The organism is Mycobacterium sp., from assembly GCF_035640695.1.
Taxonomy (GTDB): domain Bacteria; phylum Actinomycetota; class Actinomycetes; order Mycobacteriales; family Mycobacteriaceae; genus Mycobacterium.
The window spans coordinates 1-12,004 of sequence record NZ_DASQVQ010000085.1; the positions used below are offsets into that span (position 1 = coordinate 1).

Consider the following 12,004-nt stretch of genomic DNA (forward strand, 5'->3'; position numbering starts at 1 on the left):
CCCGATTGATAGGACGAACATGACTGTTCTTCGCCTAGCCGTCCCAGCCCCGAATGAATTGCACCTCGCCCGGCGCATTGGATTCTGGGATTCCGACACCGAGTGCACCGTCTACGTCACCCAGCCGACCGTCGACCCAGACCTGTGGGCCGAATATCTCGACGGGGCATCGCGCAGCTATCACAAGCACGGCGTGGAGCGCGCACTCGAACTCGACCAGATACAAGACGGCGAGGAAACGATCCTGTTTTTCGCCGCGGTTGACACCGACGGTCGGGTTGTCGGCGGCGTCCGGGCGAAGGGTCCGCTGCGATCCGCCGACGATTCACATGCCGCGGTGGAATGGGCGGGTCAGCCGGGCCTACATGCGGCGCGAAAGATGATCACCGATCGACTGCCGTTCGGCGTCGTCGAGATGAAGACGGCGTGGGTCACCGACGATCCCGGCCGATATCGGTCACTCACCAAAACGCTCGCGCGCACACCATTTCCGACGATGAATCTGTTGGATTCCCAGTTCGTGCTCGCCACCGCAGGCAAGCACGTGCTGGATCGGTGGCGGTCGTCCGGCGGGGTGGTGGCGCCGGGAGTGCCCGCGACACCTTATCCCGACGAGCGATACCAAACCAAGATGATGTGGTGGGATCGGCGGACCTTTGCCAACCATGCAGAGCCGGAACAGGTGTCGAAGATTTTCTTCGAAATGATGGCATTGGCAGAGCGCTCACCAGGACTCATTGCGGTCGGCGCACAGCGCGAGAGCAGGCTGTGAGCCCGGATATAGCTGATCCGGACTCGCACCGCGCACGGATTCTCGACGCCGAGAACCCCGACGACTACGGCGTACTGACGAGATTGCGGGCCGACGCCGGAATCGAGTTCATCGATCGCGGGACGGAACAGGCCGCCGAGGTCCGTCGGCTTCTGCCTGCGCCCGAACCAGAACTGATCACTGAACCCATGCGCTGGGCCTACTACCCGTGGCGGCGAGCGGTGGTCAGGGTGCTGGGTCCGCGTGCGTTCCGCGCGGTGCGGCTGGACCGCAACCGGAACATGATCACCGCGGATGAACAACGCCGGCTGTGCGCGCTGCGGATCGGTGTGGTCGGGTTGGGCGCCGGCCACGCGATCGCGTATACCCTGGCGGCGGAAGGATTGTGCGGCGAATTGCGGCTCGCCGACTTCGACTATCTCGAGTTGTCGAACCTCAATCGGGTGCCCGCGACGGTGTTCGACCTCGGGATGAACAAGGCCGCGGTCGCCGCCCGCAGAATCGCCGAGTTCGATCCCTATCTGCCGGTGCGCATCTTCGCGTCCGGTGTTACGGCCGACTCGATCGACGAATTTCTCGACGGTCTCGACATCGTCGTCGAAGAATGCGATTCGCTCGACATGAAGGTGCTCATCCGCCTGGCCGCGCGCGAGCGAGGCCGGCCGGTACTGATGGCCACCAGCGACCGCGGCCTCGTCGACGTCGAGCGCTTCGACGTCGAACCGACGCGGCCCCTTTTCCACGGCCTGCTGGGCGACGTCGACGTCGCCGCGCTTGCCGCGTTGTCAACGCGCGACAAGGTTCCGCACATGCTGCGCATCCTGGAGGGTCCGGCGTTGTCGTCGCGAGGCGCGGCGTCGCTGATCGAGGTCGGCACGACCCTGACCACCTGGCCGCAGTTAGCGGGCGACGTCGTGCTGGGGGGAACCGCGATTGCCGAGGCAGTCCGCAGAATCGGGCTGCGGCAACCACTTTCGTCGGGCAGAGTCCGCTTGGACATCGTTAAGGCGCTCGAAGATCTGCAGGAACCCAAGGCGTCCGCGCGGACGCCCAGCGCCGGCGACGCTTCGGCGGATCCGGCCGCGCCGGACCCGACCGGAGACGTGTTCGCCGTGGTCGCCGCCGCGGCGATCCGTGCTCCGTCCGGAGGAAACGCACAGCCATGGCGGATCGAAGCCGGCGAGGACTCGGTGATCATCCGGCTCGCCCCCGAACACACGTCCACGATGGACGTCGGGTTTCGCGGTAGCGCGGTCGCGATCGGCGCCGCGGTGTTCAACGCCCGGGTGGCCGCGGCCGCTCGTGGAGTGCTCGGGCGGGTGGACGTCCGCGAAGGTCACGAGGGTGAGGACCGGCTGCAGGCGATCTTGCGGCTGGGTCATGGCGACGATGCCCATCTCGCCGAGCTGTACAAGCCGATGATGCTGCGGGAAACAAACCGCCACAAGGGTGTGCCCGCGCCGATCGACGACGCCATCGTCGGCCCGCTCACCGCGACCGCGGGCCGCGAGGGCGCACGGCTGGTCTTGCTCAGCGACCGGGAGGCGATCGAAAAGGCGGCGACGATTCTGGCGGCCGCCGACCGCATTCGCTATCTGACGCCGACGCTGCACGCGCAAATGATGTCCGAATTGCGTTGGCCCGGAGACGAATCGCCGGATTCGGGTATTGACGTGTACAGCCTCGAGCTCGATGCCGGTGAATTGCTGGCGCTGGACATCGTGCGGCGCGGCGACGTGATGGCTCACCTCGCAGACTGGGATGCCGGCGCGGCCCTCGGCGGCGACACTCGCGACCGGGTGTCGGCAAGTGGCGCGGTGGGGGTGTTGTCGGTGGCCGGCGATTCGCTGACCGACTACGCACGGGGGGGATCGGCGGTCGAGGCGGTTTGGATCTGCGCACAGCAGCGAGGCCTCGCGGTTCAGCCGGTGTCGCCGGTGTTCTTGTATGCCCACGACGACGCCGACTTGGCCGAGCTGTCGGAGACCTTTGCCCCGTCGCTGCGTCGGCTGCGTTCGGAATTTCGCGAATTGTTCGACACCGGACCCGATCAGTCGCAGGTACTGGTGCTGCGGTTCTCCGATGCACCGAAGCCGTCGGTGCGCAGCCGCCGAACCCGTGACCGGCTGCGTTTGCCGCTACGCTAACAGCTGATGTCGGAGCACAGCAGCCAAAGCAGCCTCGATCTGGTGGTCACGTCGGTCGCCACCCGGCTGATGGCGGTCAACTCCGCGACGGCCGCCGAAGTCAGTCAACGCGTGCTGGCCGACCTCGTCGCGGCGTTCAACGTCGACGTCAGCTTCCTGCGCCACAACGATCACCAGATCCGCGCGACGAAGTTAATCGCCGAGTGGCCGCCTCGACCCGACATTCCCGATCCGGATCCGCTAGCGGTCGTCTATTTCGACGACGCAGATCCGGTCTTCGCGCTCTGCGAGCACGCCAAGGAACCCCTTGTGTTCCGTCCCGAACCGGCCACCGATGACTATCAGCGCACGATCCAGCAGGGCCGCAATATTCCGGCGACCTCGATGGCATGCGTGCCGATGGTGTCCGGCCAGATCACCACCGGCGTCCTGGGATTCATCAAGTTCGGTGACAGGGAGTGGACACCGGAAGAGCTCAACGCGCTGATGGCAATCGCGTCGCTTTTCACCCAGGTTCAGGCCCGCACTGTCGCCGAAGACCAGCTTCGATACCTGGCCGAACACGATGACCTGACCGGCCTGCACAATCGCCGGGCCTTGCTTGCCCATCTCTGCGACCGACTCGTCGCCGGAGCGCCGGGACCGGTCTCCGCGTTGTTCCTGGACCTGGACAGGCTCAAGACGATCAACGATTACCTGGGCCACACCGCAGGCGATTGGTTCATCCGCGTCTTCGCCGAACGACTTCGCGAGGGCACCGAGGGTCCCAGCTTCATCGCCCGCCTCGGCGGCGACGAGTTCGTGATCGTCCCCCGGGCGCCGATGGGTGCCGAGGACGCCGAACAACTGGCGCAACGCATTCGATCGCGGCTGCGCGAGCGGGTGACGATCGGCGGCGAGATTCTCACTCGCTCGGTCAGCATTGGGGTCGCGCTGGCTGTTCCCGGCCGGGACAACACCTCCGACCTGCTGCGGCGGGCCGATCAGGCCGTGCTTTCGGCCAAGAGCGCGGGCGGCAATCAGATCGCGGTGTTCTCCGAGGACATGTCGCTGAAGAGCGCGTTCCGCAACGACATCGAGCTGCATCTTCAGGGAGTCATCGAAAGCGACGCGCTGGTGCTGCAATACCTGCCCGAAGTCGACATGCGCAGCGGTGAGATTCTTGCCACCGAGGCGTTGGTGCGGTGGCAGCATCCGACCCGCGGTCTGCTGGCACCGGATTCGTTCATCGGCGTGGCCGAATCGATAAATTTCGCCGGCGAATTGGGCCGGTGGGTGATGCGTGCGGCTTGCGCGCAGTTCAGCAAATGGCGATCGCGGGGCATCGGCCAGGGCGCGGTGCTGCGTGTCAACGTGTCACCCGTGCAACTGGTCGCCGAGGGTTTCGTCGCCTCGGTCGCCGACATCATCGACGAGTTCGGCCTCGACGGCAGTTCGGTGTGCCTGGAGATCACCGAAAACGTCGTGGTGCAGGACATCGAGATCACGCGCACGACGCTCGCGGGGCTCAAGGAGGTGGGCGTCCGGATCGCCATTGACGACTTCGGCACCGGCTACAGCGTGCTGTCGCATCTGAAGTCGCTGCCGGTTGACACGCTCAAGATCGACAAGGGTTTCGTGTGCGAACTGGGAACCAACGCCGGAGATCTCGCGATCGTCCGCGCGATCATCGCGCTGGCGGAGGCGTTCGGCCTCGAGTTGGTCGCCGAGGGAGTCGAGACCGAGGCCGCGGCGACGACGCTGCTGCACCACGGCTGTCATCGCGCGCAGGGCTTTCTGCTTTCCCGGCCGCTGGGCAACGATGCGATGGAATCGCTGCTGGCCAAAGGCCGTATACCCGTGAGATTTTCGGCTTCGCTAAAGCCGGTCAGTGCCGGCGGCTAATACCGGTGGGCACGGCCAGACCAGCTCTTTGGCAGCAAACTGTGACAGGTTTTGGGGCAAATGCGGATTCGACCCGCCATAATCGGGATGTGGAACGGCGACGAAATGGCCAGCCCGACCAATCACCGATGGCCACCCTTGAACAGCTACCCGCCCTTGTGGTGCTCGAACGATTTCCGGTCCCGGTCCTTGCGATCGGTCCGGACGGCAGCATCTTGTTCGCAAACAGCGCGTTCGCCGAGATGCTGGGCTACGCCACCGACACGGTGCGGTCGTTGAAGTTTCACCAGATCTTCCACACCATGCCCGTCGACCGATCGCCGGTCGACCTCGTCCGCGCGCACGCGGATCTTGTCGTCGAGTTGCTCCATGTGGACGGCTCGGTGGTGCGGGCAAAGATGAGCAAGTCGGCGCTGATGCGCGGCGATGATCCGGTCGCGTTGGCTACGTTCCAAGATCTCACCGAAAAGCTGTGGGTCGAGGAACGGTAGCCGCGCGCACCTCATTCAATCGATAACGGGGGCTGATGGCGCAGCGACGCGCGAGATAGGAATTCGCGGAAATAGGGAAGCGATTCGCCGGACACAATCGCCGGTAGCAGAATTCCCCAGATGCGGATCAGCCGCGCGACGAGGTCGCGGCCGCCCGACGACGCATTCGACATCATCTCGGCACCGCCCATTGCGGCTTGAACGGTCTCCGCGATGGTGTCGGGATCGAGATCGTCCCGCAGGTCACCCTCGGCCTGGGCCTGCCTGACCTGCCGGAGCACGGCCGCGTACCAGCCGCCATAGCCGCGGACCACGGCCTCGTTGAACTGGCCCAATGCCCGGGTGAGCTGACCGCCGGTGCGCACGGCCTTGTCCTCTCCGATCAGACCGGCGGACAGCAGCGTGCCGTGAATCAGGCTTTCAAGCGCTGGGGATGACGACTGGCAAACATTAAGGAAGGTGTCGAGCAGCTTTGCGCTGCCCTCGTCGACGATCGCGGCGGCCAACGACTCCTTGGAGTCGAAGTGATAGTAAAGCGCACCCTTCGTCAATTCCGCGCGCTCGATGATCTCGCCTAAACCGGTTGCCGGATAACCCAACTCGTCGAAGAGACCCACCGCGGCGTTGATGATTTTGCGCCGGGTGGCCTCGGCACGGGCCTGTCGCCCCATCGGTTTGCACCTCCCCGGTTCCGGCGACGTGCGCGCACACCTCAACCGCCGGCGATCTTAGCCCCGACCGAGTGAATATTAACAGCGGCGTTTAATCTCGGGCCGGCCCGACCGTCACGACGGTGCCGGCCGCGGCGACGCATTGCTTATCGCTCGTGCCGTGCGTCGCCTGATGAACTGGGTGAGGTATCCGATGCGGTCCGGATTGGCGAAGCCGGGCAAAATCATGGCCCATGCCGTTTCGAGGTGGGTCAGGAATTGTTCCGGGTCGTCAAGGTTGCTGGTTTGGCGGGTTCCCATGTACACAGACACCAACAGTCGGCTCACGTCATCGGCATCGCGTTGTTCGGCGATGTCACCCTCGACCATCGCCCGCCGGACGACGACGGCCAAATTCTTGATCCACTCGCCCAGCAGATTGACCTGTAGCCCGTCGGTTCTGCCGATCGACTCGACCAGGTGCAGCCCGGCGCGAGCGACGTCCTCATTGAGATCCTGCGCCGCAAGGAGGTAGGAGATGTCGATCAGGGTTTCCAGGCCAGAGAGTTTGCGGGTGAGCAGCTCGTTCACTGCGGTGTATCCCATGTTGGTCTGCTCGTCGATGATGGCCAACGCCAGCGCGTGTTTGGACCGGAAATGGAAGTACATCGCGCCCTTGGTGACCTGGGCCTCGGCGAGGATGTCGTCGAGGTTGACCTGGCTGTATGGCTTTCGGGCGAACTGATGCGCCGCCGCCCGCAGGATCTGTTGGCGGGTGGCGTCGGCTCGTCTATCGGTTAGATCGCTCAGCGGCAGATCTCGCAATCTGGGCGGTTGCACTTCAAGGGTGAGGGCTACCCCGGCATTCAATGCCTGATTCTGCCATCTGAACTGCTCGTAGCCGGGAAGCCGGCAAAAAATTCCCGTCCGGTGGGTGATTGCGGGACGATCGATCGGCTACCGCTACCGCACCGGAATCGCTTGCCGCAATCTTGATCGCAACGGCGAGCGCCGCGCGTTCACAGCTGTTCGTCGCCTGGAGCAGTCGTTGTCCGGGGTCTAGCTGGCGCACCCGCACAGAGGGCCCAGGACTGCGCGCCGGTCAGATACTAAAAGTCTGTTTTGCGCTGCGAACCATTCTATTGGTATCTAGGGTGGCTGTGACACGGGCTCTTGGTATGCGGCTTGGGCCCCGTTGCTCGTGGGCGCCCGGCGCCTGAAAGGTGGTGTTGTGATCGGACTGTCGACCCATCAGGTGAGCAGTGTGGCGGTGATCGGGGCCCACTGCGCCGATATTGCCATCGGCGTCGGCGGAACGCTGCTGGAGATCACCCGACACCGCCCGGACATCGTCGTGCATGCCCTGGTACTGACCGGTGGTGGCACCGCGTCCGAGGTCGAGGAGAGGAACGCATTCGCGGCGCTGTGCGGCGACGCCGAGGTGCGCCTGACAGTTGCCAACTTGCCCGATGGCCAACTTGCCCGATACCCAGAAGCGCTAACGCGCCGGCTTGCCGCATTCCGGCGCGGTTGCGAACCCGATCTGATGATCGGACCGCAGTGCGACGACAGCCAGCAGGACCGCCGGGTCGTCGCCGAGATACTTCGTGCCGAGTTTTGCGACCACCTCATCCTCGGCTACGAGATCCTCGAGTGGGAGTCGGATCTGCCCCACACCACCATCTATCGGCCACTGCCTGTCGAGACGGCGATACGCAAGGCCGAGGTGTTCGACGAGTGCTACCCGTCGAAGCCGGGCCCCGACCGGTTTGACGGTGAGGCATTCACCGCTTTGATGCGGCTGCGTGGTGCGCAGTGCCAGACCCAGTATGCGGAGGGTTTTCTCGTCGACACCGACATCGTCGACATCGGCGCAGCCTAGCGCGGGTCGACCTCGGCGCAGCCTAGCGCGGCGCCGCAATGCCTTGTCCGGACGGCAGATTCGGCGCGTCAGGCTAGGTCAGGCTATTGTCAGGTCAGGTGGCGCTTGGTCAGCTCAGGCTAGGCCGGGTCAGGCCACGCGGTCAGGCCCGGTGAGCCCAGTAAGGCACGGCGTCATTCAACGCGGCGGTCGGGCAGGGTGTCGGCCGCGCCGAGGCGCTCCAGCACCTCGAGCAGTTCGGAGGCGATCCCAGGGGCCGCGGCCAGCACCAGACCGGGGCTGTCCATCGTCGCCCGAGCGGGAGGCAGCCGCACCCACGCGCCGGCCTCGGCCGCGATCAACGCGCCCGCCGCCCAGTCCCACGCGTTGAGGCCATGCTCGTAATGCGCGTCCAGCTTGCCCTCGGCGACAAAGCACAAATCCAATGCGGCCGAACCGATCCGCCGCACATCACGCACGACCGGCAGCAGCTCGGCCAGCAATGCGGCCTGTTGGCGCCGCCGGTCCGGCGAATAGCCGAATCCGGTGCCCAGTAGTGCCATGGAAAGATCGTCAATGTCGTTGCACCGCAACGGCCAACGTTCTCCGGCGGCGCCCACCACATGCGCCCCCAGCCCAATCCCGGCCGAATAGAGTCGTTCGCCGACCACGTCGGCCACCGCGCCGGCCAGCGACGCGCCGCTCTGTTGCGCGGCCACCGACACCGCATAGGCGGGCAGGCCGTAGACGAAGTTGACCGTGCCGTCGACCGGATCGAGCACCCAGGTGATCGATCCACCTCGCTCGCCCGCCCGGCCGCCACCCTCTTCGCCCAGGACCGGCTCTCCCGGCCGCACCTGCGCCAACCGGTCGCGCAGCAGCCGCTCGGTTTCGGTGTCGACGACCGTAACGGGGTCGGTGGGTGTGCTCTTGGCATGCACTGCATCGCTTGCACCGCCTCGCCGGCCGTCGGCACCGAACACCTCCTTCCGGCGCCGGCGAACGAACGCCGCGGCTTCGCTCGCCAGCTGCTCGGCCACCGCGCGAAGCTCGGCGGGATCGCTGCGAATCTCGGTCACGACTCCATCGCAGCACAAATCCGCCGGCCCTTGGCAAGCGCTCAGTCAAGACCCGCGAACCGGTCACGCAGCGGCCACGCTAATTTTTCGCTGAAGCACTAGTGTGTGGTTCGCGTCAGATTTGCCCGCCTCCAGCAGAGGAGCGCCGATGGCCGCCACCGACTCCGCAACCACTGACCCCGCCACCGACTCCGCCACCACCGAGACGTCCGTCGAGAGGCCCGCCGAGGCCGGATCGCATCGCCGCGGGTTCGGCGTCGACGTCGGCGGGAGCGGCGTCAAGGGCGGCATCGTCGACCTCGACACCGGGCATCTGATCGGCGACCGCTTCAAGATCCCCACGCCACAACCGGCCACACCCAAGGCCGTCGCCAAGACCATTGCCGACGTCGTCCACCATTTCGAATGGACGGGCCCACTCGGAGTGACCTACCCGGGTGTGATCGCCGACGGCATCGCCCGCACCGCGGCCAACGTCGACAAGTCGTGGATCGGAACCAACGCTCGCGACGTGATCAGCAAGGAGCTGGGCGGGCAACAGGTCACGGTCCTCAACGACGCAGACGCCGCCGGCCTGGCCGAGGTCAAATTCGGGGCGGGCAAGGACAAGACCGGTGTCATCATTCTGCTGACCTTCGGCACCGGCATCGGCTCGGCGGTGATTCACAACGGTGTGCTGCTGCCCAACACCGAGTTCGGTCACATCGACGTGGGCGGCAAGGAGGCCGAGCATCTTGCCGCGTCATCGGTGAAGGAAAAGCACCACTGGAGCTATAAGCAGTGGTCCCACGAGGTCACCAAGGTGCTCATCGCGATCGAAAATGCGATGTGCCCCGACCTGTTCATCGCGGGCGGCGGAATCAGCCGCAAGGCCGACAAGTGGCTGCCGCTGCTGAAGATCCGCACCCCGATCGTGGCCGCCGCGTTGCAGAACACCGCCGGGATCGTCGGCGCCGCGATCGCCGCCCAAACCGATCCCACGCGCGGAATCAACCCGCTCAGCAAGGTTTGAGCGCACACTGTCGTTACAATGTCACAAGGCGGCCGCAGAACCGGATAGCGGCGAGTATCCATAGCAGGAATCACCGCCGAAATTCGAGACAGCCGACCCGTCGGATGGGCATGCTCCCGTCCGGTGGGACGCAGCAGACCGAAAGGGTGTACGTGGCAGCGACGAAGGCAAGCCCGGCGACCGACGCGCCGGCGAAGCGCACCGCTACCAAGACCCCCGCGAAACGCTCATCGACGGCAAAGAGCGCAAACGGCTCGGCCGCGACCAAGCGGGCGGCCAAGAGCACGCGTGCGACGAGCAAGGCGGCCGTCGAGGACGTAAAGCCCGGCTCCAAGGCCAAGGCCAAGCGCGGCGCCACCGCCAAAGCGAAGTCCACCGCCGCGACCACCACCAAGGCCGGCAGCCGGTCGGCGCGGGGCTCGCGCTCCAAGACCGCTGAGCAGGCCGCGCCGCCGTCCCGCGGGCATACCAACACGGCCACCGCGCCCGCTGAACCCGCCGACAGCGCTGCCGCCGCCGAGCCCGAGATGACCGAAGGCGAGCTTGAGGTCGAGGACCTCGAAGACGTCGAACCCGGCGACGACCTCGTGGTAGCAGAGGCCGACCTGGAACTGGAGGACCTGGAAGCCGTCGTCGAGGACGAGGACACCGTCGCGGACGCCGAACCGGAGCCCGAAGCGGTCGCCGGGGCCGCCGAAGAACTGCCGGTCGGCGACGACGATGAAATTGCCGAGCCGTCCGAGAAGGACAAGGCCTCAGGCGACTTCGTTTGGGACGAAGAGGAATCCGAGGCGCTGCGGCAGGCCCGCAAGGACGCCGAGCTGACCGCGTCGGCCGACTCGGTGCGCGCGTACCTCAAGCAGATCGGCAAGGTCGCGCTGCTCAACGCCGAGGAAGAGGTCGAGCTGGCCAAGCGCATCGAGGCAGGGCTGTATGCCACCCAGCTGCTGGCCGAACTGGCTGAGCGCGGCGAGAAACTGCCCGCAGCTCACCGCCGCGACATGATGTGGATCTGCCGCGACGGCGACCGCGCCAAGAATCACTTGCTGGAGGCGAATCTGCGTCTGGTGGTGTCGTTGGCCAAGCGCTACACCGGCCGGGGCATGGCGTTTCTCGACCTCATCCAGGAAGGCAATCTCGGCCTGATCCGAGCGGTCGAAAAGTTCGACTACACCAAGGGTTACAAGTTCTCCACCTACGCCACCTGGTGGATCCGCCAGGCGATCACCCGCGCGATGGCCGACCAGGCCCGCACCATCCGCATACCGGTGCACATGGTCGAGGTGATCAACAAACTGGGCCGCATCCAGCGCGAGCTGCTGCAGGACCTGGGCCGCGAGCCCACGCCCGAGGAGCTGGCCAAGGAAATGGACATCACCCCGGAAAAGGTGCTGGAGATCCAGCAGTACGCGCGTGAGCCGATATCGCTGGACCAGACCATCGGCGACGAGGGTGATTCCCAGCTCGGCGACTTCATCGAGGATTCCGAGGCGGTCGTCGCGGTGGACGCGGTGTCGTTCACGCTGCTGCAGGATCAGCTGCAGTCGGTGCTGGAGACGTTGTCCGAACGTGAGGCAGGCGTGGTGCGGCTGCGGTTCGGGCTCACCGACGGACAGCCGCGCACTCTCGACGAGATCGGCCAGGTGTACGGCGTCACGCGTGAGCGCATCCGCCAGATCGAGTCGAAGACCATGTCCAAGCTGCGCCACCCGAGCCGTTCTCAGGTGCTGCGCGATTATCTCGACTGAGACGTGGCGATAAACGCCCTCTCACCTGAGGTAATGCTGGGTCACTCGCGTGCGCACACGGTATTTCGTTGCGGTATTGGGTATGTGCACGCGCGCACCCGCGGCTGAGCGCGTTGAGCGAGGTCTACGACATCACGCCATTGACATCTGAGCGGTGCAGACTGCGCTGGGTGGTGGCCGCGTCGTTTTCCTCCCTGCTCGGAAAGATCGAGCCGGGGATAGCGAAAGCCTTTCAAGTCAATCAGCGCCGACTGATCAAGAAGCTGGAGCGTGCCGCGCGCGAGTACGCCGTGCCTTAAGGTCCGCCGTCAAACCGGACTGCTCTTTGGAACCCAACTCTCAAGTGCCGCAAGGAAATAC

Annotated in this window: 11 protein-coding genes; 8 read left to right on the forward strand and 3 right to left on the reverse strand. The window is 65.5% G+C overall.

The genetic code is table 11. The features are described from left to right. The first annotated feature begins 19 nt into the window (after positions 1-19). The 4 genes from VE759_RS10260 to VE759_RS10275 all read left to right on the forward strand — a co-directional run bounded on the left by VE759_RS10260 (position 20) and on the right by VE759_RS10275 (position 5,294). Entirely contained in the window at positions 20-772 is a 753-nt protein-coding gene (locus tag VE759_RS10260) for a hypothetical protein (RefSeq protein WP_324931285.1), read from the forward strand. Further along, on the forward strand, positions 769-2,919 hold the full coding sequence (locus tag VE759_RS10265; RefSeq protein ID WP_324931287.1) for an Rv1355c family protein: 2,151 nt from the start codon (positions 769-771) through the stop codon (positions 2,917-2,919). The genes VE759_RS10260 and VE759_RS10265 overlap by 4 nt, the downstream gene beginning before the upstream one ends. 6 nt (positions 2,920-2,925) lie before the next feature. Beyond that, the gene (locus VE759_RS10270) at positions 2,926-4,803 is read left to right on the forward strand and encodes a putative bifunctional diguanylate cyclase/phosphodiesterase (RefSeq protein ID WP_324931289.1); all 1,878 of its coding nucleotides are present in this window, start codon (positions 2,926-2,928) and stop codon (positions 4,801-4,803) included. A gap of 128 nt (positions 4,804-4,931) precedes the next feature. Beyond that, complete coding sequence (locus VE759_RS10275) at positions 4,932-5,294, forward strand: PAS domain-containing protein (RefSeq protein WP_324931292.1); 363 nt, start codon at positions 4,932-4,934, stop codon at positions 5,292-5,294. 11 nt (positions 5,295-5,305) lie between these two features. Here the strand turns inward: VE759_RS10275 and VE759_RS10280 are convergent, their stop codons facing one another. Together VE759_RS10280 and VE759_RS10285 are read right to left on the reverse strand one after the other, a co-directional pair. Next, entirely contained in the window at positions 5,306-5,965 is a 660-nt protein-coding gene (locus VE759_RS10280) for a ScbR family autoregulator-binding transcription factor (RefSeq protein ID WP_324931295.1), read from the reverse strand. Positions 5,966-6,079: 114 nt separating this feature from the next. After that, positions 6,080-6,754 (reverse strand): TetR/AcrR family transcriptional regulator, encoded by a 675-nt coding sequence (locus tag VE759_RS10285; RefSeq protein WP_324931518.1) that lies wholly within the window; start codon positions 6,752-6,754, stop codon positions 6,080-6,082. Between the two features lie 421 nt (positions 6,755-7,175). Here VE759_RS10285 and VE759_RS10290 point away from each other — a divergent pair, with 421 nt between their 5' ends. Then, entirely contained in the window at positions 7,176-7,826 is a 651-nt protein-coding gene (locus VE759_RS10290) for a PIG-L deacetylase family protein (RefSeq protein WP_324931298.1), read from the forward strand. A gap of 173 nt (positions 7,827-7,999) precedes the next feature. Here the strand turns inward: VE759_RS10290 and VE759_RS10295 are convergent, their stop codons facing one another. Further along, a complete protein-coding gene (locus tag VE759_RS10295) occupies positions 8,000-8,884 on the reverse strand; it encodes an inositol monophosphatase family protein (RefSeq protein ID WP_324931300.1) in 885 nt (294 codons plus the stop codon). A gap of 148 nt (positions 8,885-9,032) precedes the next feature. Between VE759_RS10295 and ppgK the strand changes: the two genes are divergently transcribed. From ppgK to VE759_RS10310, 3 genes are all read left to right on the forward strand, one after another. After that, the gene (gene ppgK, locus VE759_RS10300) at positions 9,033-9,896 is read left to right on the forward strand and encodes a polyphosphate--glucose phosphotransferase (protein WP_324931302.1); all 864 of its coding nucleotides are present in this window, start codon (positions 9,033-9,035) and stop codon (positions 9,894-9,896) included. A 152-nt stretch (positions 9,897-10,048) separates the two neighbouring features. After that, positions 10,049-11,644 (forward strand): RNA polymerase sigma factor, encoded by a 1,596-nt coding sequence (locus VE759_RS10305; RefSeq protein ID WP_324931305.1) that lies wholly within the window; start codon positions 10,049-10,051, stop codon positions 11,642-11,644. A gap of 113 nt (positions 11,645-11,757) precedes the next feature. Further along, entirely contained in the window at positions 11,758-11,943 is a 186-nt protein-coding gene (locus tag VE759_RS10310; RefSeq protein ID WP_324931307.1) for a hypothetical protein, read from the forward strand. Positions 11,944-12,004 lie beyond the last annotated feature (61 nt).